Below are 23,060 nucleotides of genomic sequence, written 5' to 3'. Positions count from 1 at the left end.
CGCTTCCAGTAATTGCAGGAGTTAACTTCATTCTCCTATCTGTGCTTACTTTTTTTTGTTTTTGAAATCCTGCCTCTAACCAGGAATTACCAAAAAATAAAAAAAGCCTACAAAGGCTTTTTTTACATATAAATTTTTAAAACTTCTATCTGTACTTTTCTGAGTGACTTAGCTTCAGTAAACTACTGGATGTCCTCTTTTACATTGAGAATCGTTAAACTGTCTTCAAGAAAAATTTCTTTATCTTTATGACTAAAAGTTAAGCTATCTCCCGAGATCAGCTCATAAATCGTTTGTTGTTCAGATAAGATAATTTTAAGCCACCTGTCTTTAAAATGAATTTTAAAACGTAACTCCTGCCATTCTTTTGGTAATCTAGGCGAAAAAGTTAATCTATCTTCATAGATGGCCATTCCTGCAAATCCATACACCATACTCATCCACGTTCCGCCCATATTAGCAGCATGAATTCCATCTTTTGTGTTTCCTTGTTGGTCAACAAGATCCATTAATGCTGTATCCATAAAATAACGATAAGCTTTTTCTTTCTCTCCGATTTCACTCGCCATCATTCCAAAAATAGATCGGGACAAAGAAGAATCATGAGTTGTGATGGATTCATAATAATGGTAATCCCGTATTTTTTGCTCTTTAGAAATGTTTTTAGAGTGCAGCAGTTGAGCTAAAACGACGTCTGCTTGCTTATTCACTTGGTAACGATAAATCATCAATGGATGGTAATGTAACAACAAAGGATATTTTTCCTTAGGTGTATTTTTAAAATCCCACACAGTTTTCTCAAAAAATGTATCGTCCTGTTTCGTTAATTTTTTTTCTTGATCAAATGGTAATTTCATTTTTTCAGCAGCTTCTTCCCAAAGCTGAATTTCACTACTATCAATCGTTAATCTTTCGACTATCTCTGAGGTCTCTTCTCCGGGTTCGCTTAACACTTCTTTAGCCAATTTTGCAGCATACTCTAAATTCGTTTTAGCCATTAGATTCGTGTAATAATTATTGTTAACAATAGCCGTATATTCGTCTGGACCTGTTACTCCATTAATGCAAAAAGTATTCCCGCTTTTGGGAATATAATCGCCAAATTCTATCCAAAAACGAGCTGTTTCCACTAGGATTTCTAATCCTTCATGGTATCTAAAGTCTAGGTCATTTACAGCTTCTAAATACAATTTTACTCCATAAGCAATATCGGCATTAATATGAAACTGTGCTGTGCCTGCTGGATAATAGGCACTGCATTCTTCTCCATTAATGGTCCGCCATGGAAACAACACTCCTTGTTCCACACCTAACTCTCGCGCCCGTCTTCGTGCATTTTCCAAAATAGAATAGCGGTACATTAGCAAAGACTTTGCAATATCCGGTTGAGTATAAACAAAAAAGGGCAGCATGTACATCTCTGTATCCCAAAAGTAATGCCCCTCGTACCCATCACCAGTCAGTCCTTTAGCCGGAATGTTGGTTAGACCGTCTCGTCCAGCAGCTTGGTTTAAATGAAATAAATTGAACCGCAATCCTTTTTGCAATACTGTATCGCCTTTGATTTGAATGTCACTTTGTTCCCAAAAGGCATTCATGGTTTTTAAGTGTTTTTCTTTAAGTTTCTCGTACCCTAGTTTTTCAACTTCTTGTAAGGTTTTTCCTAATGTTTTAATCATTGTACTGTCTTGTTCAGCTGCTGAATAAAAAGTACTATAGCCGGTAAACACTTCAATGGCTTCTGTCTTTCCTTCTGTAACATTAAGGGTGATTTCATTTAGAATGTAATCATCGGTCGCTCTACGTTGAGGTTTTTCATTAGACGAGGAGACACTAACTAGCTGTCCGGTTGCTAAATGCAAGTTGCTGACTTCTGTGGCGGCTACTAAAAAAGCTTGATTTTCTTCATAGCTTAAGCAAGTATGAAAGTCGCGCTTTTCACGTTTAACCACTCGAGGATCATCTATTAAGTCTCCAACAACGGGAGAGACGTTTACATCACCATCCAAACAGCTTTTAAAGATGATCTCTCCACTGAAGTTTACTGGTGTTAGCGTATACGAAATGGCTAATATTTCAGGTGTATCATAAGAAACAAATCGCTCAATCACCACATCGACTATTTTCCCATTTGCGTTTTTCCACGTAAAGAAACGTTTAAGAATTCCTTCTTTCATATTTAAAACACGTTTATGGTTTAAGATGGTTCCTGCCCCTAAATGAAACCACTCTCCATCAATCGAAAAGCTCATTTCTTTTCCATTAGGAACTTGACAAATCGTTTGTGTATGTTTAGCATAACCAAAGGCCGTTTCTCCATAAATAATCGGTGCAGATTCAAAAAAGCCATTTACATAGCTTCCTTCATTTACAGTAAAGTTTTTATTTAAATAGCTTTCTTCTAAGCTGCCTCGCGTACCAATGTGCCCATTCCCTAAAGAAAAGAGGGTCTCATTATGAGCAATTAAAGCCGGATCAACCTTTTCTTCCCAAATTTCCCATTCTGTTCCTTTCAATAACTGGTTCATTCACTCTCTCCGTTCTTTTCCTCTCATTATTTATACAATATAAAGTATTCACCGTTTTGAATTGTTTTTATGTTTTTACCTGCCATGATATAGCTTTAATCAAAACAACTCTTTCTCGTTCAAGAATGTTGTCAAACATCCTCTTTAAAGAGAAGGAGTTGTTTTATATCGGTTCATTGCATTGTATGCGTTATCAAAATCATTTTAAACATTACGTAGTTCTGCTATTGCTTCTTCTTCAGTCTCTCCTTCTTCAAGCAGCAATTGTTTTTTCTCTGCTACCTTGAAAAAAGGCATATAGATAAAGTAAGAAGCGACAATAGATAAAACTGAGAAAATAGCTGCAGGGATATTTCCATTTGTAGCTAGATAAGCTCCAATTACTGGTGGCGTCGTCCATGGAACTAAAAAGACGATTGCTCCAATAATTCCTAATTTTGTTAGTATATAGGCAATAGTTCCTAAGATCATAGGTGTTAAAATAAATGGAATCATGATGATCGGATTCATTACTATTGGAAAACCAAAGATTACCGGTTCATTTATAGCAAAAATAGCTGAGGGTAAAGATAAACGACCTAGTGATTTATACGTTTTTGTTTTTGATCTCATCATATTTAAAACCAATCCAATAGTTGAACCAGTACCTCCGAGACACATAAATACAATCCAAAATCCATCAACTACAACATGAGGTAAAGGCGTGCCTGCTTGGAAAGCCGCTGTATTCGCAGCTAGATTACTTAAAAAAATGGGAGTAGCAATTCCAGCTAAAGCATGATCACCGTGAATACCAGCTGACCATAAAAGACAAACTAGAAGTGAATAAATAATTAAACCAGGTATACTATCTAGGCCAAATACTAGTGGCTGAAAAACGGTTTGAATAATGGCATTTAGATCGACTCCTATAATCACTCGAGCAATCCAAATTACAGTAATAATGACAAATGCTGGAATCAAACTAATAAAAGATTGAGCAACAGCAGGCGGAACTCCTTCAGGCATTTTAATGGTTATATTATTACGAATAAAGAATCGGTAGACTTCAACAGTAAACAAAGAGACAATGATAGCTGTGAACATTCCTACAGCTCCCAAGGAATCAATATCTAATGTATTTTCTTTTGACAGTGTAGCTAGCAAAAAGGCTACCAACGTAATCACAGCATTAGAAATCGGCTCTACATCTAATTGTTCTCCCATGTAATAACCAATTCCAATAGCGGAGATCAATCCCAGCATACCAAATGTGACATTTACAGGTGCATTTAATATCTCTGAATAGGGAGAAATAAAATCCATCCATGCTTGTATCGGGAGATTTCCGATAATTAAGAAAAAACTTCCAATAATGGTAAATGGAATCGTGATGGAAAGTCCATTACGTATAGCAATCAATCGCTTATTTTGACCAATCTTAAACAGAACAGGAACAATTTTATTTTCGAATACCTCTAACATATACCATCTCTCCTCTGATCATTTTAATGTTATAAACGTTTTTTAAATTTCAAATTATAGCATTCCATCCAGCACCACTGTACAGTTAGTATGAAGTCTCAATGCTGTTACTGGCCAATCTTCAGTTATCTTACTTTCCATTAGTTTTTTTACAGCTTCTTTTTTTGTTTCACCGCTTGCTTCAAGGATAAGGTACTTAGATTCTAATAGTTGTTTGATTCCTAATGTAATTCCTTGACTAATCATTACATCTTGTTCAAAGTATTTCTGGCCTACTTTTTTAGTTATGTCATTCAAGTCTACAATGTGAGCCAAACTTTCAAAACTAGTACCCGGTTCGTTAAATCCTAAATGTCCGTTTACTCCCACTCCTAATAAAGAGAGCGTTATCCCACCATGTTTTTTAATATACTCATCTGCTAAATTGCATTCTTTTTCCAAATCTTCAGACGTAGCATTAAAAAAATGTACCTGTTCTTCAGGAATGTTCGCAGGATCAAACAAATTCCTTTTCATATAAGATAAACAACTTCCCTCATTAAAACTATCTAATCCCACCCATTCGTCCAATCCAATATAATAAGCGTCAGACAAGTTGATTTCTTTTTCCTTATGAGCTTTTACCAGCAGCTCTAGTGTCCTAACAGGAGTGTCGCCTCCCGCAAAGCAATAAAGAGAATGAGGGTTCTCCTTTAACACTTTAATGATTATTTCGCTTGCTGCCTGACTGAGTTCTTCATAATTTTTGGTTTTTATTAAGTTAAAAGGTTGCATCATTGGTCCTCCTTTCTTTATTTTTTGATTTAAATTGAGGCAAGTACTCTTTATGCGCCTCCAGTAGTTCATCCAGCATACGTTTTGCATCTGTATCACTATTGACTAATGGATTGATCGTCATTGCTAATAAGGCTGTATCATAATCTCCCGTTACGGCAGCTTCTATTGCTGTTCTTTCAAATGATTTGATTTGTTGAACTAACCCTTTGATTGGAATAGGCAGCTCTCCAGTGGTTAATGGGATTGGACCATGACTGGTAATCACACAATTTACTTCTACAGCTGAATTAGGATCAATATCTAAGATAGCTCCATTGTTACGTGTATTAACGGTTTGGATATCTCTTTTATCATTGTAAATAGAATTAATTAAATTACATGCTGCCTCACTATAATAAGCTCCTCCTCTTTGTTCTAATTCCTTTGGTTTTACAGATAGATTAGGATCTTTATATAGTTCGAATAAATCTTTTTCTACTTTTTTTACCACTTCTGCTCTTGTTCCTTCATGCTCAAACGATTTCTTCTGTTCTTCTAGCATTCTTGATGTTTGGTAATAATATCTTAAATAACCAATGGGAATCATTCCAAGTTTTTTTAAAAATTCTGGCTCCCAGCCAATTTCTTCAATGTTTTTTAATCCAATAGCTTCTTCTTGGCCCACCATTTTTTCCATAACTTCTTTAGTCACATCTTTGCCTCTTAAATAAATCTTTTTAGCAAAGACCATATGGTTCAATCCGGTAAATTCAACAAAAATCTCATCTTTGTCAACGTTTAATAATTCAGCTATGCCTTTTTCGATTCCAATGGGGCCATTACACAATCCAACCACTTTTTTTATATTGCTGTATCTTAATACGGCTTCCGTAATCATTCCTGCAGGATTAGTAAAATTGATCAACCATGCATCTGGACAAAGTCGTTCCATATCCGAACAAATATCTAAAATAACTGGAACAGTTCTTAACCCTTTGAATAATCCGCCTGGGCCATTTGTTTCTTGTCCAATCGTATTGTATTTTAAAGGAATTTTTTCATCTTTTTCTCTAGCATCTAATTGTCCTACACGAAATTGAGTCGTAACAAAATCTGCATTTTTTAGCGCTTCTTCCCTATCAAAAGTCAAATGAATATGAATAGGCAATTTGGCTTTCTCTACCATTCTTTTGGCAAGATCTCCAATGATGTTGAGTTTTTCACGTCCTTTCTCTATGTCTACTAGCCATATTTCCTTAATTGGTAATTCATCATACCGATTAATGAACCCTTCAATTAATTCAGGAGTATAACTAGAACCCCCACCTATCGTAACAATTTTTATACCTTCCACAATATAACCTCCTTGAAAATTATAACGCTTTCATTTGTTCGGTTTTATTATAATATAAAAATTATGGATAGTTACATTTACCAGTTGTTTAGGATACCATCTTGACTTTTGGAACCCGTTACATTACAGTAACAGGGCGTTCTACATTTAATTTACAAAACTGAAAGGACTGATTAACATGTTGTTTTTAGACTATACCCCTGAGCTAACTCCTCTAGATAGAGACATATATAAGTATATTTCTGCTCATTTGGAACAGGTTATTTATATGAGAATACGGGATTTAGCCAGTAATACACACACCAGCCCTACAAGTATCTTACGTTTTTGCAGAAAGTTTGAATGTGAAGGGTATTCAGAATTTCGTATTAAATTAAATATATATTTAAAAGAAAATCAAACAACGTCCTTTGAAGGAATAGATGAAATGGCAATGATCGATTTTATTAGCAGAACAACCCAGCCGTTGTACCAAGAAAGAATAAAAGAAGCCGTAGACTTACTAAAGGACAAAGAATTGATTTTATTCTTAGGATTAGGTTCTTCAAATATTATAGCTGCATATGGTTCGTTATATTTTTCTTCCATTTTTAATATCGCTTTAAGAATTGAAGATCCGGTAAACTTACCTATCGATTATGTATCAAAAAGCTTATCTAAAAAAATTTGCATTATTGCTTTATCTGTATCTGGAGAAACCAACGAAATTATTAATTGTTTAAATCATCTTAACTTTACTAACAGCTCCATCATCTCCATTACAAATAGCTCTAAATCGACAATTGCCCAATTATCTGATGTAAATATTCCTTATTATATTTCCAAAGAATACAATAAACATGCAGATATTACTTCTCAAATTCCTGCATTATATACTATTGAATTTTTAGCTAAAGAAGTTAGAAAAGCACATAAGAAAAAATCTAATAAGTAATGGTATAAAACTGATGATATTTTCTTGATTCCAGATCTTAGCCTACTGACAAATTTCTTGAACCAAACTATTCCTATCTAAAGAAACATAGGATTAAGTTTACTTAACTCATATATTCCACAATAAAAGAAACAGCTCTTTAAAAAAGAGCTGTTTCTTTTTATTGTGACGTAGTTTAAAGAAAAACCATTTTAAACCTTTTTTCATTTAAAACGTGAACGTGTTTTTACATTTCTAAACTTGTTCAAAAACACCTTAACCATATATGATACCGCTTCAAATCCTGTTATGATATTTTCATCAGCTGATTGAACGTTTCAAATAAGCGCTTAGCAAGAGTTCAAATACTAGTAGAACAGAACCTTGAACTACTCCCACTTATTTTGTCACTTAGAAGTGGGAGATTCTTGGAAACAAAGCAGACTTAACAGCGGATGTCTTTGCTGACAGAGGTTACTTTTATTGGCCAAGCGATTCCCATAGTTCCTATGGTTTGGTTTATTATACATGTTGTAGGGAATGTAGTCCTTCATGTAGGATATTCTGGCTCGCATTGAGGTCCCGATCGTGAAGGGTACCACACTTTAAACAAATCCACTCTCTTATCTCAAGAGATTTCTTTCCGTCAGGATGGCCGCAAGAAGAACACAGTTGGCTGGAAGGGAACCACCGGTTCACTTTTACTATTTTTCTTCCGTGCCACTTGGCTTTGTAGGCTAGTTTATCCACAAAAGCCGTCCAAGACACATCCGAAATAGATTTAGCGAGATTATGGTTTTTCTTCATGCCTTCCACATTCAAGTCTTCGATACAGATGATATCGTGATTTTTGATGATCTCTGTACTCAACTTGTTCAAGAAGTCTTCTCGCTGGTTGGCGATTTTTCCGTGGAGTTTTGCCACTTTTATTCGTTGCTTTTGGTAATTTTTCGCTTCAAAGAGGTCTTTTTCGTCTTTTTTTGCTTGCTCCTGTCTTCTAGACAGTTTCCTTTGTTCCCGTTTGAGTTTCTGTTCCATCTTGGAAGTGAAACGGTGATTGTCTCGTTTTTCTCCTGTGGACAAGATCGCAAAATTCGTAATCCCCAAATCGATGCCGACTGCAGAACCTGTTAAGCGAAAAGGCGTCACCTCTGTTTCACACAAAAGCGATACAAAGTACTTTCCAGAAGGATTCCGACGAACTGTGGCACTGATGATCTTGCCTTCCACTTCGCGGCTTTTAGCAAACTTGACCCACTTCAGTTTCGGCAGCTTTACATAGCTCCCAACGACTTCGATGGAAGAGTTCCCATTGTTTACATTATTTTTGGCTGTGTAGGATTGGTTAGCGTGTTTCTTCGCCTTGAAGCGTGGATGCTGGTTTTGTTTTTTGAAGAAGCGGTCGAATGCGTCCGCCAAATCCCGAAGAGAAGACTGGAGGGCCGTACTGTCGGCTTCTTTGAGCCAGCAGGTTTCGTCTTGTTTTTTGAGATGTGTCAAAAGGGCAGAACACGTGTTGTAGGACAATCCTTTACCGGTTTCTTTGTATTGTGTGTTCCACTGGTTCAGAAAGTGATTATAGACAAAACGAGAACAGCCGATGGTTTTGTTTAGACATGTTTGTTGTTTTTTGTTTGGATAAAGCCGGTAACGGAACGACCTGAACATATGTTCTACCCCTTTTTAAATACAGTATACTCTACAAAGGATTTTTAAGCAAGGAAAGGCTTACGTGATTGATAATCACAACCATTTTGAGCTAAAGCTCAAACGAAAGGTATCTCCTACTGATAGAAGTGGAAGTCTTCTGTCGAATAACTTAAAAAACGAGGAGAAAAGCCATGAAAAAGAATGATACTTTTCTAGAAAAATTAGACCGTGTTTTAAGTCCAATCGGGAATAAATTGGGTAACCAGGTTCATTTAAAAGCCATTTCTACAGGGATGATGTTCGGGTTGCCGTTCATCGTGGTGGGTTCGCTATTCTTGATTTTTGCCAACCCTCCGATCAATCTGGACTTATACAATCCAGAAACAGCCAACTTTTTTGTCCGATTTTTAGCAAGTTGGAAAGAATTTGCTGTTGCGAATTATGACTTGCTAACAGCTCCTTACAATATGACAATGGGCATTTTTGGTTTGATTTGTGCTTTTGGTATTGCTTATTCATTGGCACGCGACTATCAATTAAATGCCGCGATGAACGGAATGATGTCCGTTTCCATTTTCATGTTAGTAGCTGCCAACAGTGTCGAAGGACAAATCTCAACTGAATTCCTTGAGACTAACGGTTTATTCGTAGCTATTATTATCGGATTAATTGTCGTAGAAGTTACTCGGATGATTGATCGGCTGAACTGGAAGATCACGATGCCGGATTCTGTTCCTACTGCAGTGACTGCTTTTGTGAACTCCTTGCTTCCTTTACTTTTTAATATCATTCTTATCTATGGAGCAAATTTAATTATCATTGCTTTAACCGGCAGTACTTTCCCAGAATTCATTATGTCGATTCTCACACCTGCTTTAGGATTTGCCGGCAACCTTTGGGGCTTTATCGCTATTGTTACATTCGGCAACTTCTTATGGTTGTTCGGTATCAACGGCTCTTCTATTATTTTTCCGATTCTTTTCTCAATTGGAATCGCCAATACCGGTATCAACAGTGAATTAGTTGCTAATGGGCAACAACCAGATGTGGCGATGAACCTGCAAATGTTCCGGATTTCTGTTTTAGGCGGATCCGGCGGAACATTGGGCTTGATTATTTTAATGATGCGCAGTAAATTGACGCATCTTAAGACCTTAAGCAAAATTTCGATTGTTCCAGGAATCTGCGGGATCAATGAGCCAATTATCTTTGGATTGCCTATCGTATTTAACCCCATCTTGGCTATTCCCTTTTTGATCACGCCAATCATTAACTTGGTCCTGACCTATTATGCTCAACTAAGCGGAATTATTTCTATGGGATATATTATTGATCCTTCTTTCACTCCATTCTTCGCCCAAGCATACTTAGCAACAATGGACTTTAAAAATGTTCTCTTTTATTGCGCTTTGATCATTTTAAGTATCTTCATTTACTACCCGTTCTTTAAAATTTATGAAAACAGTTTAAGCAAAGAAGAAGTGCTTCAAAGCTAAAAAAAAGAAACAAGGCTCAGTTATCATCGCTTATATGATAACTGGATCTTGTTGTTTTATTTAAAAGTCTAACCTATGAAACAGAAAATAAGATTTTTTAATTTATTTGAACCAATCAAAAATAGAAAAGGTCGTCTTTTTATATACTTTATTGTAAGCTGCTTTTTTTGGATCTTTTATCCAACCTGTGCCTTTTTTTCCGTAACCCGGTATGACAGTTTTTTTAACCACCCTTTTAGCTTTCCCTGTAGTCCGGGCGCTAATCGATTTTTTTATATTGGGTTTTCTCATTCCTATTTTCATTACTACAACACGCTCCTTCTTAAAACTCACCTCAAGGGTGCTCGATATCCAGCAGCTTGCGCTTCTTCTATTGAGGTAAAATAGGCAACAGGATTTGTAGTTCTGTCATAATACGTACTACCCGGTACATGATAGATTCCCGAACTGCTTCCTTTAATTAAGCCGTTTACTTGAGCATCCACATATGATCCAGCACTGGAAGTTGTTGGGTTTTCGTTTTTAGCTTGTTCTCGCTGTTCAGCCTCTTTGGTTGCTTTTTTATTCTCTTCAGCAACAAGTTCTTCTTCGGCTTTTTGAGCTTCTTCAGCTTCTTTTGCTTTCTCAGTAGCTATCCTAGTTTCTTCAGCACTTATAACTTTATCAACTTCTTTTAGTCTATAAGTTAAGTTTGTATTCTTTACAGCTAATGCAGAAATTAACGTGGAGGCTGCGTTATAAGAATCTCTATTTTTATCTGATTTTACTTTTTCTAAAGCGGCAACAGCTTTTTCATTTTTATCTTCTTCTGAGACTACAAATTTTTCTACTTCTGCTAATCGTGCATCTAAATCAGAGTCTTCTAGGTCAATAGAAGAAACAATAGAAAAGGCTTTATCGTAATTTTCTCTCGTCTTATTTTCTTCTGCTGCTTCTACTGCAAGAGTAGCTTCTTTCGTTTTTTCTTCTTTAATTAAATATGTATCAATAACTTTTAAACGTTTGGTTAGACCTTCATCTTCTAGTGCAAGAGCAGCTACTAGTGTGTAGGCCTTATCATAGTTTTCTCTATTTTTATCTTGTTCAACAGCTTCAACGGCTACAGTGGCTTCTTTTAATTGAGCAAGTTGTTTTTCTTTTTCTTTCTTTTCTTGTTCTTTTTGTTCTTCTTTTTGCTGCTGTTGTTCTATTGCTACTCGTTCTGCTTCTTGGCTTTCAACTTGTGGAATACTAAAGCCAAATAGCAAGATGCCAACAAATAAAATAGCAAATGGCACTTTTTTACTTCCTTTATTGACAACACTTTTAACAATGGATATTAATCCAATTAAAAAAATAAACATTCCAGAAATGACTAAGGAAAAAAACAACTCTCCAGAAGCAACAATAATACCTGCAATAATACTTAGAAACGCTGTAATAGTATACTTAATACCTTTTTTCCATTTCGTATATTTAAACATGAAATAAATCCCGGCAGGGTAAAATACACATAACCATATAATAACTTTCCAATTTTTCATAAAAAATCCCCTTCTATTTTATATTAATAATAAAACGTATGAGGATATACCAGCTCTTTTGATTCTCCTTTCTTTGTTTATATCGATAATAACGGTAAATAAAAGAAAGAATTAAGTAATACTATATTGAGTGGATTCTTTCTGAGAGTATAAGAATTATTTCAGCTTTTAAAGCAACCGCAAAGCCATAGTTATCTCCAGTATAAAATAGATAACCATGGCTTTTTTTTATTATCTTCTTTAAAAACATTTGTTTCCAAAGACCCGTACATCTTTAACTCCAACTATTTAATTCAATAGTTAAAGTTTCAGTTTTTAAAGCGATTGATTTCTGTACGCGATCGTCTAATTTTTTCAATGGAGCTTTCATAATCTTTAGCAGCATAGGCGTAGAAAAGTACATCTACTGCAATAAATTGAGCATGTAAAGAACTAGTTGCACCACGTTTATTCTCATTTTCATATGGTCTTACAGTTTGCAAAGAATAAGTCACTCGATTGGAGAGCGGATTATTTCCAAATTGAGTTAATCCAATTGTTTTAATATGGTATTTTTCAGCTACTTTAATCAACTCGATAATTTCTCGTGTTTCACCTGAATTAGAAATACTAAAAAAAACAGCATTTTTGGGAGCGGATGTCAGCATAGTAAGCAAACTATGAGAGTCAGTAGGACAAATACAAACTTTCCCAATTCTACTCCACTTTTGAGCTGTGTTCTCAGCTACTAGATGTGATGATCCAATTCCATATACATAGATAATTGAGGCCGTATATAAAAGTTCCACTATTTTTTCAATATCGTAATCATTCATTAAAGAAATTGTTTCTTCCATTGATTTAAAAGCATTGCCTAATAGTTTACTCTTAATTTCATTAATGGATTCTTCTGATTGTATATCTGCATAATCTATTTCGTCGGCTGAAACAATTTCAGCTGATAAATCGACTTTTAATTTTGTGAATCCGTTTATGCCGATTCGGTTGCAAAATCGTATCACAGCGGTAGAATTGGAATCAGATGCTTCGCCCAATTGAGCGGTTGTCATTTTAATTGTTTCTTCTGGGTGCTGTAAAATAAAATTCCCAATCTTTTTTTCTGAATTTGGAAGTTCGCTTAACACGCTCCTGATCCTGCCTAAAATATTATTTCCGACCATTTTTTTCACCTCATATTATCAAAGATTACAGGAATTTCATGAAGAAATCAATCTATTGATAATAAGTAACTTTTCCAAGTATTGCTGCTTTTTTTGCTCCGGTGGCACTTGGAACATTACTAGGTAAGTGATGCAATGTTTGGTTCGCTAAAATCGTCATTGCAATGGCTTCTTTTGCTTCTGAAGAAAGTCCGACTTCTTCTTGAATCATTACATGTACTTCAGGTAATTGTTCTTTAATCATTTGAACTAAAGTGTCGTTATAGCTTCCACCGCCGCTTATAATCAAATCTGTCGATTGATCTATAAATGGCTTCGCATTTACAGCAATTGCTTGTGCAGTAAACATAGTGACGGTTGCTATTAAATCATTTGGTTTTATTTTTCCTTGCCACTTTTCTAGTAAAGCTTGTGTATATTCTTTGCCAAACTCTTCTCTTCCAGTCGTTTTCGGATAATGCCTCTTAATGAATGGATGTTCCATCATTTCATTTAATACTTCTTCATTTACTTTCCCTAATGCAGCATAATGACCATTTTCATCGTATTTTTTTTGATAAAACACCTCACACAATTCATCAATGATCATATTTCCAGGTCCTGTATCAAAAGCTGTAAGCTCTTCTAATTCAGCTGAACTAGGAATAACTGTAACGTTCCCTATTCCGCCAATATTTTGTAGTAAACGGGTCCTTTTTTCATCACGGTATAAAACGAATTCAGAATAGGGCACAATCGGAGCTCCTTGTCCTTTTAATGCCATGTCTCGCGTTCTGAAATCAGAAACAACCGTTGTTTTGACTTCTTCACAAATAACTGCTGATTCGCCAATTTGAAGTGTTGAGGCAACTTGAGATACGTCTGGAATAGGCAAATGAAAAATTGTCTGTCCGTGAGAAGCAACAAAGTCTAACTGTGATAAGGGGAATTCAGCTTTTTTACAGACTTCTTTAACGGCTTCACTAAATAAATAACCTAATTCAAAGTTTAAGCTGCAAATCTTATCAACAGAAGACGTTTGTATAGAAAGTACATCTTTGATTTTTGCTATCGTTTCAGTTCCTAACGGGTACGTAATAAAATCGATTAAATTAACTGTAGTTTCTGTATTTGTGCCTTTTATTTCAACTAAAGCTGCATCAATACCATCTAGAGAAGTTCCTGACATTAACCCTACTGCAAACGCCATTTCATCACTCCTTATTTCTTAATGTATTGATTTCTTTCTGCATCTCAATCATTTGAAGAATCAAGGTCTGCTCAGCCATTGAAGTCATTAATTGATCTTGAGCATGAATTAACAACAAACTAATGTTTACATCGTTGCCCCGAACTTCATCTTGTACTAATTTAGTCTGAGTATTATGTGCTAAATTCATTTCTTTTTTGCATTCTTCCATCAAACGATCAGTTTCTTCATACTCATTTAAACGAGCTTTTTCAAGAGCTTCATAAGCTAATGCTCGAGCATTTCCTCCATGAATAATAATTTCAAAAATAATAGTTTCTAAATCTTCCATTTTTTTAAACTCCTTTTTGTTGTTTTAGAACTAGAAAAGCAGAAAATACTCATCTATGTAGACCTTTTTCTTTTAAAATCATTTAAAGATCGTCCTTTTTTAAATGAAATTTGAATTTTTGCCAAGGTTTTACATAATCTAATAAAAAGTGTTCATCTTCAACAACGTGACCGACAACATTGGTTTTTCCAGAATTTTTCATCGCTTGTAAAGCAACTTGTAATTCGCCGGCATAATGAGCATAAAGAGATGTTTCAATGATAACATCTCCTCTCTGAAGGTCCTTAGTGTTAAAAGGAACGAATTCATGTCCTTTATACTTTACACGGCTTTGTGTAGAACGAATGACATAATCTGAAACATCACCTCGATTAAAATGCAATTCTTCTAAAACGATTTTTTTCTCCGTTTCTGGAATGTCTTCAACCAGTTCACAATTTAAGGTTAATTGATAAGGATCGATTTCACTTAATGCTTTTAATTCTTCTTCTGCTGCAAATGCATTAGCGATAATCACATCATCAATCACTTCTGTAGCCCATAAATGTTTTGCTTGAACTACTATTGGCAATTCGCGATGCATTTCCAATGTACATAATCCTTCGTCTACTGGCCATGGACCGATATGAGCTGACGGAGAGTTAACAAATGCTGCAGTCGTGATGCCCTGTTTCTTGTATTGCTTACTGGTTTCGATAAAGTGGTCATAGTTCAAGCCGGTATACCGATGAGGATAAAAATTATGGCATCCCATTAACTGATCAGCATTAGCTTGATAACTTAAAATATTGTCTAAATATTTCGTACCGCTGCTAATGTTCAATTCAATTTTTAGTCCTTGAGGATTAAAAGTCATAATAGACTCCTCATTACCGGTATATCCCATATCTAAACGGATTCCATCCGCTCCTATTTCTTTAAAAAAAGTTAGATCTTGGTAGCTGATATTTAATTCTCCAAATACTTTAGGACTGACATCAGCAATTACCTCCATCTTTTTTTCTTTTGCAAATGCAATGACTTCTGTAAATTCTTTAACTACTTCTTCCTTATTGCCTTCTACAGAGAGTAAGCAAGTAAAAACTCTTTTAAAATTATAGCGAGCAGCCAGTTCAATGTAATCTCTGATTTCTTCAACCGTACTATGATTGGGGTATACGGATATGCCTAATCGTCTCATTTTATCTTTCTCCATTTCTTTCTTATTCATACTATCACTCGAATAGATTTTATCGCTTGGTCTATTTTGTATATGTTCTAGTTACTTGCTAGCAACTTTCGTCTTCTTTTTAGCTGTCTTAGGAAACTGGTCTGAGCGGATCATCCCTTTTATTTCATTCTTTTCGATCATAATACGGCCTGTTTCAAAAAACATAATTGCAAACAAACCGGAAAGTACATACAATAGGTTCTTTCCAATATCAGGAATTGAATCAAAAAATACACTCGGAATTAAAACAATCAGAAAAGCTGCAAAACCAAAAATCCATCGATTGATAAAGATTCCTTTTTTTTGTAAGATATTCACTAACTTTACTCCTATCAAAATAAAAAGAATAAGTACCAGTATGATAATCAATTTCATTTTTTCCCCTCCTATTCTAGAATGAAAAGGACTGATTAGTTTATCCTAAACAGCCCTCTCCCACTTATCTTGAACTGGTTACTGCATTTACTTCGTTAAACTCATTTTCTTGTACTTCTGTATTTTCTTCTTCTAGCATTTTCTTATCATAGACTTTGACAAACGGATAGTAAATCAAACTAGCAATAGTTATGTTGATTAATACTAAGACAGCCGCTTTCCAATCATTTCCTGCAGATAAGAATGCTCCAATTGGTGCTGGTAATGTCCATGGGGCATTAACAGAGAATCCATTAATAATACTAAATTTCACTGCAAAATAACTGATAGTTGTCGTTACTGACGGAGCTACCACAAACGGAATAGCCAGTATCGGATTCATCACGATTGGTGCTCCGAATATCAAGGGTTCATTGATATTAAAAATAGCTGGAATAATTGAAAAACGTCCTACTTGCTTTAAATAAACAGATTTTGTAAATAATAATAAGATACATAAAGACAATGTCGCACCAGATCCACCAACCCATACTAACCATTGATAGAATTGTTCTGGAGCAATATAAGGCAATTCATTCCCCGGAGTACCACTGATCAATGCTTGTCCATTTGCTTCAAGCATGACTAACCACATGGGTCTAACGATCGAACCGATAACACTCACTCCATGCACACCTGCTGCCCATAATAAAGTAATCAATACAACCGGCAATAAGACTCCTAACAAATTATTGCCTAAAATATTATTTAATGGTGAAAAAATGTTGATTAAAATTTGATTGATATCAAAGTTAAGCAATACACGAATAATCCAAACAAAAACAATAACGAATGCTCCAGGAATCAGAGCTTCAAAACTTCGCGCAACAGATTCAGGTACTTGCTCTGGCATCTTGATCATTAAATTCTTTTGTTTGAAAAATCGTAATACTTCAACTGCAAAAATCATTGCCAAAATAGCAGAAAACATGCCTGATCCGCCAAGGTTACCCATCGGAAGCACCCAACCAATACCAGCATCTGCAGGAAGAGAAGCATCAACGTTTACTGGAATCGTTAACATTAAAAAGGTAGCTAAAGACAAAACTCCTCCCGAAACACCATCTAGCTTATATGATTTCGATAAACTATATCCCATTCCATATGCTGCATATAAAGACATTAAACCAGTGGTAATCCGAAACGGTATAGCTATTTGAGCCGCGTAAGGAGCAATAGCTTCAGCCCAAGATTCTACAGGCGGATTTCCTATAACTAGGAAGAAACAGCCAATAATAATCAGTGATAATGTAGAGATAACTCCATCCCGAATCGCTTTTAAATGTTTTTGTTCAGAAAGCTTCGCTAATGGCGGCATAAACTTTGTTTCCAACCAATTTAAAAAGTTCGTCATTTTTATTTTCTCCTTTAAGTAAATAATTGGTAAATACTCATTTTATTACACGTATAGATCTTCTTAAAAATAATTACTGGTATTTTTTTATTGTTTCTAATGTTTTTGGAGCACCGATAGGAGTATAGCCCATTGGCTCCACTTTTTCGATTGGAACACCAGCTTCATTAGCATAAGTCTCAAAAGCAGCAAATCTATGCTTTACCTGTGGTGCAACAAGCAGCAAATCATACTTTTCATTTTTTAACTCTTCTTCTACTTCTCCTGATCCAACAGCTTTGATATCTAAATCTAAACCTTGTTTATCTGCCTCTTTCTTTATTGCTTTAACGACAATTGTACTTGACATACCACCCGAACAAACCATAATGACATTCATCTTGTTTTCCTCCTCTTATTTACTACTTCCTAATTGTTTCTTACTAGATACCTCTCCAGCTTTTACTAAAAAAAGAATACATAACCTTTTAATGCATTTTGTGATAAACTCTTTATACTATTACTTTTAATATCAATACTTAGATTCATTATTAAAAGCGTTTACAAAACAAACGAATTACCCTCCTTTACGAATTCTTCAATCTAAGTCTTTTATCATATTTATGCTTTAACCAATCTGTATGTATCCCCTTTCAAAATGAGTATAACTTAATCGAAATATTATTTCAACACTTTTTATTAATAAATGGAATATAATTCCTTTTCTCTTTTAAAATATTATCCTTTTGTTTAACTAATCTTCTCCATCAATGGGATGTCGTTACTAATTTTTTTATACAATAGACACAAAATAACCTCACACAATTAAAAATTGCATGAGGTTATTTTATATTAAAAGAAGTTACTTGTAGGTTTTACTCTATCTTTCTATTTAGAACAATCCCAAAAACTTTGGTTGTTTCACTGTTCGTGCTGTTGGAGAGACGATCACTTCTCCGTTAACTAAGTCTTTCGTGACTTGTTGATACTCGTTAACTTTTTCTCTCCCAAATTCTTTTTCCAGCTTTCGAAAAGCTTCTTTCATATGGAAAGACCGTGAAGAAATATTATGTGCATCTGAAGCGATAAAATGAACCAGATTTGCTTCAACAAGCTGTTTGCTTACTTTTTGAATACTCTTTCCAAAACCCCCAGTATAACTAGCAGCAGTCAGTTGTGCTAATGCTCCTTTTTCAACAAATGGCAATAAGACATTTGGATTTTTTAACACTGCTCGGTTGCGTTCAGGATGAACGATGATCGGCGTGATTCCCTCTTTTTGCAATTCAAAGAATAACGATTCTGTATATGCCGGTATAGAAGGTGTTGGAAATTCAATTAATACATATTGGTTGCCTTCATCAATAAATTGAATTTTTTCTTCTGCTAAATCTTCAAACAATTCCCCATTAATCCGAACTTCCTGTCCAGGAAAAATAGTCAGCGGAATATCTCTTGCATCTAATTCCTCTTGCAATTCATCTACTAGAACTAAAATATCTTTTTTCTCATTGTCCCAGTGGCCATTTTTATAATGCGGAGTAGCTAAAATATGCGTAATGCCTTCTGCAACAGCTGCTCGCGCCATATCTATTGAATCTTCTATATCCTTTGCCCCATCATCAATACCAGGCAAAATATGGCAGTGTAAATCAATCATTTTTTTATCCCCTCAATCTATTTTGAGTAATCTGTAACTTCATGTAATCTACATTCTCATTATAGAATAGAATCTTTATACTAGCTAGTTGAAAATCAATTCTTTTATTTCAGTGTTTTTTAAATTCATCCATAGCTTTAGTTAATCAAATTGCTCTCGCGTCAATAAAACAAGAGACTCATTTCAGCTGCAAAATAAGTCTCTTATTGCTGTTTAATTAGTTAGTTCAGCACGCTTCTTTAATGGACGCCACCACTTTTCATTTTGTCGGTACCATTCAATCGTTTCCTCGATCCCTGTATCAAAGGTGTATTTCGGTCTCCAGCCAAGTTCATTTTCTATTTTTTAGGGGTTAATCGCATAGCGTTTGTCGTGGCCTAAACGATCTTCCACATACGTAATCAGTTCCTGCGATAGACCAAGGTTATCAACGATCAAATCAACAATTTCATTATTGGTGCGTTCATTATGTCCGCCGATGTTGTATACTTCACCCTTGCGTCCTTTATGCAGAACTAAATCAATTGCTTTGCAGTGATCTTGAACATTCAGCCAATCGCGCACATTCGAACCATCACCATAAATTGGCAAGCTTCTCCCATTCAACCCATTAGTGATCATCAAGGTTACCAACTTCTCTGGAAACTGATATGGACCATAATTGTATGAGCAGCGTGTAATATTAAAATTCATAAGTTACATAGTATGATCGTACCAATAAATCAGCAGCCGCTTTACTTGCTGAATAAGGGCTATTTGGTGCTACTGGCGTTTCTTCGGTAAAATATCCTTCCGCTCCTAATTCTCCATATACTTCATCCGTTGAGATTTGTACGTATTTTTCAATTTTCATTTCTTTGGCTACATTTAATAAAGCCAACGTTCCTTGAATATTGGTTTCAACAAATGCTTCAGGGTCAAAAATGCTCCGATCCACGTGCGATTCAGCCGCAAAATTCACAAAATGAGTGATTTCATGTTCTTTGACCAAATGACGTACTAATTCCTTATTTGTAATGTTGCCTTGTACAAATACATGATTGGGATTCTCCCAAATATCAGCTAAATTATGGATATTGCCGGCATAAGTCAATAAATCTAAATTGACCAATTTATACTCCTGATAGTTTTCCAACAAATAATGAACAAAGTTGCTGCCGATAAAACCCGCTCTACCGGTTACTAATAAATTCATTTTTTATGTTCCCTCCAGTTAAATGATGCATTAAATTCAGTTCACTTTGGCAACTCAATAATTTCCCTTGAAAAATGATTCAATTCACTGTAAGGCCTTGCAGATCGATAAAAGAATATATGTTTTTAAGAATTTATGAAGTGATGGTATTCTTTTAAACTAATCTATCCCTCTATATCTTTAAACAAAAAAATAAGGATGTAAAGTCTCTTGTTTTTTATAGTTCAGTCACCAACCACCCATCCTCCTAGTTCTTCATCGTTAGTTCCATTACCTACCCCTGCTGAAAAGGAACCATCTGTGTTTTTTTCTATCCAGTTATCCCGTTTATTTTTGCTATCTCCTATCCATGAAGGTCCATATTCTTTGCTAGAATTATTAGATGAACTGTTGTTGCTTGATGAATTATTTGGTTTTGTTGTTTGTGGTGTTTGTTCATTTCCACTATTGTTGCTACTGTCTTCATTATTGCTGCTTATATTATTATAACTGTTTTGACTATTGTTTGTACTTGGGGTTTGGCTATTTTCCACATTAGGATTTCTGCTTGTAGTATCGCTGCTTCCGCTACTGTTGCTGCTTTCAACAGAACCATTAGCATCAGAAGCATTTTTTTCACTATAGTCAACGCCATCTTGATTTTCTAATTGCTGTTCTGCTTCCAATCGGGCTTGTGCTTCTTGCTCATCTTTCATTCTTTGTTCCTCAGCTTTTTTTTCAGCCTTTTCTTTTTCTAATTGTATTACTCTATCATTGTATGTCTTCAAAATTTAATCTATTTTCTTATCTAATTCTTCTTTTTCTTTCTTAGTATAAACAATATTTTCTTGTAATTTAAATTTTTCTTTTAAGGATTTTAAAGCTTCTGATTTTTTCTTAATTGCATCTTTTTCTTCTTTGTCTAATTCTTTAATAGTATTTTCTTTCAATATTTCTCCATTACCCATTTTAAATTCTTTTTTTTATTTATTGATTGAATCCTTATGTGCATTTAAGACTTTTTCGTCTTTTTCTTTGTCCGCTTTATATCCTTTTTGTGCTACAATAATATTTTTTAACTCTTCTAATTTTTTAGTTTCATCTTTTTCTAAAGTTGTTTCATAGTACTTTTCGTTGATTTCATTTAGATATTTTTCAATTTTTTCATCATACATTTTTTGTTCTTCTTTTTATTTTTTTCAATAGCAATTACCGAACCGCCTCCAACAATTAGTAAAACTATCAGAATTAGTGCGATCAGCGTTTTTTTTTTATATATGCATTTGTATTATTTCCTCCTTTTATATTTTTTTCTCCTGTTTCATAAGCTTTGTATTTTTTTTGGTATAAAAATACAAACAACTCCAAAACTTTTGTATGATTTGTTTAAGATGAAAATCAACAAAAGAAAATGAGCTGTTTGCTATAATCCCATTACATCAGAATAGGCAGAGATTTAAAAATTCAGAACAATTAAACAGTAGCCGCTCTACCAGCTAATATTTTTCTATAACATTCTTCGACTAATTTTTCATTTTCTTCTTTAACCATTTTACCAACTAAGAATACATCTACAAGAACCCAGATGCCAACTACTGCAAGGAATAAGAAACCTATTATCAAGAACGTTGTCAACCATCCAACGACGCTTAAATCAGTATTGTGATACCTGATCCTTTACGATTCAGATAAAAACTGTGAATACCTATTGACCCCAGAAAGAACCATAATAAATAAGCGACATCTGTGCTTTTCTTATTATTTGCCACTTCAGAATAAGCTAACATTTTTTCTTCGCTTGTTAATTTGTTATACATTTAGACTTCTCCTCCATTAAATATATTTTTTCATTTTCTATTATCTAAAGATTCATTTAAACGACTATACTCATACTATAAATAATTATTTTTTTGTATTATTGCTCTACCTATCATTTCGCGCGCCAAATACTTTTTCCATTCAAAAAGCATTTATCTTGCCTTGTTCTCTCGTATCATCTTCAGATAAAAATGTAAATTAAAACCTCCTTCATCAATGAAAAAATAATAGAATCCATAAAAACAAGCATTTTCTTTTTTATACAACTTTTAAATATCGGACATTATTTAAAAATGTTAATAGACAAACTCACATTTTTATTAGCACACCATAAGCGCATAATAGAAAGGTATCTTCCGAAATATAAGACTTCTTGATAAACTTGAAACAATTCAAGTTTACAGGAGGTTTTATTTTTGAAAGCAAAACAAGATATTGTCCCAGTGACGTTAACCGGTGATTAAAAAGCTCCATCTACCACGTCATTTAAGCCGAAGGCTTCCCCCTCTACATTGGTGGATCGTGTCAAATTCTCCTGAGCAGAGTTATTTCTCTATGAAGAGATCAAAGAGGAGATAGTGCATATTCTTTTATCGGAGTTAAGTGCTCATGAAAATTATTGACCTTACTAAAGTGAAGAATGTATTTATCGTTTGTGGAAAAACTGATATGCGCCGGCAAATTGATGGTTTAGCTGCAACAATTGTGGAAGAATACGATATGAATGTCTACGATGATGCCGTATTCCTATTTTGCGGTGGAAGAAAAGACCGGTTCAAAGCCCTATATTGGGAGGGAGACGGGTTTATTCTTTTATAAAAGAGACTCGAAAATGGCCGTTTGAAGTGGCCTAGAAATCAACAAGAATTCAAACAACTGACTTCCCAGCAACTACGTTGGCTGCTGGAAGGGTTGTCAATTGATCAGAAAGTTACCATACATCCGGCAGCTGAAGGAATCGTGACATAAAAAACTAGTCTGGAACGGAGAATAAATTTTCTTTCCAGGCTAGTTTTTCTGATGAAAACCGATTATAATTAGCCTATCGAAAAAACAGAAAGAAGGGTCTCTTCATGTCGAAGTCGTT

General features: G+C 34.7%; 21 protein-coding genes and 2 pseudogenes. 3 read left to right on the top strand and 20 right to left on the bottom strand.

Annotated features, from left to right (window positions below):
* Positions 1-182: 182 nt before the first annotated feature.
* The 4 genes from BR87_RS00425 to BR87_RS00410 all read right to left on the bottom strand — a co-directional run bounded on the left by BR87_RS00425 (position 183) and on the right by BR87_RS00410 (position 6,105).
* The gene (locus BR87_RS00425) at positions 183-2,528 is read right to left on the bottom strand and encodes a glycoside hydrolase family 65 protein (protein ID WP_035027377.1); all 2,346 of its coding nucleotides are present in this window, start codon (positions 2,526-2,528) and stop codon (positions 183-185) included.
* A gap of 204 nt (positions 2,529-2,732) precedes the next feature.
* Positions 2,733-3,992 (bottom strand): PTS sugar transporter subunit IIC, encoded by a 1,260-nt coding sequence (locus BR87_RS00420; protein WP_035027374.1) that lies wholly within the window; start codon positions 3,990-3,992, stop codon positions 2,733-2,735.
* 54 nt (positions 3,993-4,046) lie between these two features.
* Positions 4,047-4,766, bottom strand: a complete 720-nt coding sequence (locus tag BR87_RS00415; protein WP_035027371.1) for a glucosamine-6-phosphate deaminase — start codon at positions 4,764-4,766, stop codon at positions 4,047-4,049.
* Positions 4,753-6,105, bottom strand: coding sequence for a 6-phospho-beta-glucosidase (locus tag BR87_RS00410; protein ID WP_035027368.1), 1,353 nt, complete (start codon positions 6,103-6,105; stop codon positions 4,753-4,755). Before BR87_RS00410 ends, BR87_RS00415 begins: the two co-directional genes overlap by 14 nt.
* A 175-nt stretch (positions 6,106-6,280) precedes the next feature.
* On the opposite strand from BR87_RS00410, the gene BR87_RS00405 reads away from it, so the two are divergent.
* On the top strand, positions 6,281-7,036 hold the full coding sequence (locus tag BR87_RS00405) for a MurR/RpiR family transcriptional regulator (protein ID WP_035027365.1): 756 nt from the start codon (positions 6,281-6,283) through the stop codon (positions 7,034-7,036).
* 501 nt (positions 7,037-7,537) lie between these two features.
* On the opposite strand, the gene tnpB (BR87_RS00400) is transcribed toward BR87_RS00405, so the two are convergent.
* Entirely contained in the window at positions 7,538-8,683 is a 1,146-nt protein-coding gene (tnpB, locus tag BR87_RS00400) for an IS200/IS605 family element RNA-guided endonuclease TnpB (protein WP_035027363.1), read from the bottom strand.
* Between the two features lie 173 nt (positions 8,684-8,856).
* Here tnpB (BR87_RS00400) and BR87_RS00395 point away from each other — a divergent pair, with 173 nt between their 5' ends.
* Entirely contained in the window at positions 8,857-10,161 is a 1,305-nt protein-coding gene (locus BR87_RS00395; RefSeq protein WP_035027361.1) for a PTS sugar transporter subunit IIC, read from the top strand.
* A gap of 102 nt (positions 10,162-10,263) precedes the next feature.
* On the opposite strand, the gene BR87_RS00390 is transcribed toward BR87_RS00395, so the two are convergent.
* The 15 genes and pseudogenes from BR87_RS00390 to BR87_RS13210 form a co-directional block, all read right to left on the bottom strand.
* Positions 10,264-10,464, bottom strand: coding sequence for a hypothetical protein (locus BR87_RS00390; RefSeq protein WP_035027359.1), 201 nt, complete (start codon positions 10,462-10,464; stop codon positions 10,264-10,266).
* Between the two features lie 26 nt (positions 10,465-10,490).
* The gene (locus tag BR87_RS13285) at positions 10,491-11,684 is read right to left on the bottom strand and encodes a sunset domain-containing protein (protein ID WP_244877012.1); all 1,194 of its coding nucleotides are present in this window, start codon (positions 11,682-11,684) and stop codon (positions 10,491-10,493) included.
* A 308-nt stretch (positions 11,685-11,992) separates the two neighbouring features.
* Positions 11,993-12,844, bottom strand: coding sequence for a MurR/RpiR family transcriptional regulator (locus BR87_RS00380; RefSeq protein WP_035027357.1), 852 nt, complete (start codon positions 12,842-12,844; stop codon positions 11,993-11,995).
* A 52-nt stretch (positions 12,845-12,896) separates the two neighbouring features.
* Entirely contained in the window at positions 12,897-14,033 is a 1,137-nt protein-coding gene (gene anmK, locus BR87_RS00375; protein ID WP_035027355.1) for an anhydro-N-acetylmuramic acid kinase AnmK, read from the bottom strand.
* 4 nt (positions 14,034-14,037) lie between these two features.
* Positions 14,038-14,364, bottom strand: a complete 327-nt coding sequence (locus BR87_RS00370) for a PTS lactose/cellobiose transporter subunit IIA (protein WP_035027353.1) — start codon at positions 14,362-14,364, stop codon at positions 14,038-14,040.
* An 82-nt stretch (positions 14,365-14,446) separates the two neighbouring features.
* Entirely contained in the window at positions 14,447-15,544 is a 1,098-nt protein-coding gene (locus BR87_RS00365) for a DUF871 domain-containing protein (protein WP_035027351.1), read from the bottom strand.
* 81 nt (positions 15,545-15,625) lie between these two features.
* The gene (locus BR87_RS00360) at positions 15,626-15,949 is read right to left on the bottom strand and encodes a hypothetical protein (protein ID WP_035027349.1); all 324 of its coding nucleotides are present in this window, start codon (positions 15,947-15,949) and stop codon (positions 15,626-15,628) included.
* Between the two features lie 64 nt (positions 15,950-16,013).
* The gene (locus BR87_RS00355; protein ID WP_035027346.1) at positions 16,014-17,342 is read right to left on the bottom strand and encodes a PTS sugar transporter subunit IIC; all 1,329 of its coding nucleotides are present in this window, start codon (positions 17,340-17,342) and stop codon (positions 16,014-16,016) included.
* Between the two features lie 73 nt (positions 17,343-17,415).
* Positions 17,416-17,721: a PTS sugar transporter subunit IIB gene (locus tag BR87_RS00350; protein WP_035027344.1), complete on the bottom strand. Its 306-nt coding sequence runs from the start codon at positions 17,719-17,721 to the stop codon at positions 17,416-17,418.
* A 492-nt stretch (positions 17,722-18,213) separates the two neighbouring features.
* Positions 18,214-18,981, bottom strand: coding sequence for a tyrosine-protein phosphatase (locus BR87_RS00345; RefSeq protein ID WP_035027342.1), 768 nt, complete (start codon positions 18,979-18,981; stop codon positions 18,214-18,216).
* A gap of 213 nt (positions 18,982-19,194) precedes the next feature.
* Positions 19,195-20,176 (bottom strand): annotated as a pseudogene (rfbB, locus tag BR87_RS00340) (dTDP-glucose 4,6-dehydratase).
* 224 nt (positions 20,177-20,400) lie between these two features.
* The gene (locus BR87_RS12520) at positions 20,401-20,871 is read right to left on the bottom strand and encodes a hypothetical protein (RefSeq protein ID WP_169741124.1); all 471 of its coding nucleotides are present in this window, start codon (positions 20,869-20,871) and stop codon (positions 20,401-20,403) included.
* A gap of 75 nt (positions 20,872-20,946) precedes the next feature.
* The gene (locus BR87_RS12980; RefSeq protein ID WP_156959058.1) at positions 20,947-21,123 is read right to left on the bottom strand and encodes a hypothetical protein; all 177 of its coding nucleotides are present in this window, start codon (positions 21,121-21,123) and stop codon (positions 20,947-20,949) included.
* Between the two features lie 15 nt (positions 21,124-21,138).
* Positions 21,139-21,330 carry a hypothetical protein gene (locus BR87_RS00330; RefSeq protein ID WP_035027340.1) on the bottom strand — a complete coding sequence of 64 codons (192 nt, stop codon included), beginning with the start codon at positions 21,328-21,330 and terminating at the stop codon, positions 21,139-21,141.
* Positions 21,331-21,804: 474 nt separating this feature from the next.
* Entirely contained in the window at positions 21,805-21,972 is a 168-nt protein-coding gene (locus BR87_RS13210) for a TM2 domain-containing protein (RefSeq protein ID WP_211249957.1), read from the bottom strand.
* A 610-nt stretch (positions 21,973-22,582) separates the two neighbouring features.
* Between BR87_RS13210 and tnpB (BR87_RS12975) the strand changes: the two are divergent.
* Positions 22,583-22,942, top strand: a pseudogene (tnpB, locus tag BR87_RS12975) (IS66 family insertion sequence element accessory protein TnpB).
* Positions 22,943-23,060 lie beyond the last annotated feature (118 nt).

Origin of the sequence: Carnobacterium mobile DSM 4848 (assembly GCF_000744825.1) — a bacterium.
Classification (GTDB): domain Bacteria; phylum Bacillota; class Bacilli; order Lactobacillales; family Carnobacteriaceae; genus Carnobacterium_A; species Carnobacterium_A mobile.
The sequence above is the reverse complement of the archived record's forward strand: the minus strand, read 5'-3'. Positions and strand labels throughout refer to the sequence as shown.

Coding starts and splice junctions, on each gene's coding strand:
- BR87_RS00330 (WP_035027340.1), bottom strand. CDS start 21,330: ATGTATGATGAAAAAATTGAAAAATATCTAAATGAAATCAACGAAAAG.
- BR87_RS00370 (WP_035027353.1), bottom strand. CDS start 14,364: ATGGAAGATTTAGAAACTATTATTTTTGAAATTATTATTCATGGAGGA.
- BR87_RS00415 (WP_035027371.1), bottom strand. CDS start 4,766: ATGCAACCTTTTAACTTAATAAAAACCAAAAATTATGAAGAACTCAGT.
- BR87_RS12520 (WP_169741124.1), bottom strand. CDS start 20,871: ATGAAAGATGAGCAAGAAGCACAAGCCCGATTGGAAGCAGAACAGCAA.
- BR87_RS00345 (WP_035027342.1), bottom strand. CDS start 18,981: ATGATTGATTTACACTGCCATATTTTGCCTGGTATTGATGATGGGGCA.
- BR87_RS00405 (WP_035027365.1), top strand. CDS start 6,281: ATGTTGTTTTTAGACTATACCCCTGAGCTAACTCCTCTAGATAGAGAC.
- BR87_RS13285 (WP_244877012.1), bottom strand. CDS start 11,684: ATGAAAAATTGGAAAGTTATTATATGGTTATGTGTATTTTACCCTGCC.
- BR87_RS00390 (WP_035027359.1), bottom strand. CDS start 10,464: ATGAAAATAGGAATGAGAAAACCCAATATAAAAAAATCGATTAGCGCC.
- BR87_RS00360 (WP_035027349.1), bottom strand. CDS start 15,949: ATGAAATTGATTATCATACTGGTACTTATTCTTTTTATTTTGATAGGA.
- anmK (WP_035027355.1), bottom strand. CDS start 14,033: ATGGCGTTTGCAGTAGGGTTAATGTCAGGAACTTCTCTAGATGGTATT.
- BR87_RS13210 (WP_211249957.1), bottom strand. CDS start 21,972: ATGTATAACAAATTAACAAGCGAAGAAAAAATGTTAGCTTATTCTGAA.
- BR87_RS00380 (WP_035027357.1), bottom strand. CDS start 12,844: ATGGTCGGAAATAATATTTTAGGCAGGATCAGGAGCGTGTTAAGCGAA.
- tnpB (WP_035027363.1), bottom strand. CDS start 8,683: ATGTTCAGGTCGTTCCGTTACCGGCTTTATCCAAACAAAAAACAACAA.
- BR87_RS12980 (WP_156959058.1), bottom strand. CDS start 21,123: ATGGGTAATGGAGAAATATTGAAAGAAAATACTATTAAAGAATTAGAC.
- BR87_RS00395 (WP_035027361.1), top strand. CDS start 8,857: ATGAAAAAGAATGATACTTTTCTAGAAAAATTAGACCGTGTTTTAAGT.
- BR87_RS00420 (WP_035027374.1), bottom strand. CDS start 3,992: ATGTTAGAGGTATTCGAAAATAAAATTGTTCCTGTTCTGTTTAAGATT.
- BR87_RS00355 (WP_035027346.1), bottom strand. CDS start 17,342: ATGACGAACTTTTTAAATTGGTTGGAAACAAAGTTTATGCCGCCATTA.
- BR87_RS00365 (WP_035027351.1), bottom strand. CDS start 15,544: ATGAGACGATTAGGCATATCCGTATACCCCAATCATAGTACGGTTGAA.
- BR87_RS00350 (WP_035027344.1), bottom strand. CDS start 17,721: ATGAATGTCATTATGGTTTGTTCGGGTGGTATGTCAAGTACAATTGTC.
- BR87_RS00425 (WP_035027377.1), bottom strand. CDS start 2,528: ATGAACCAGTTATTGAAAGGAACAGAATGGGAAATTTGGGAAGAAAAG.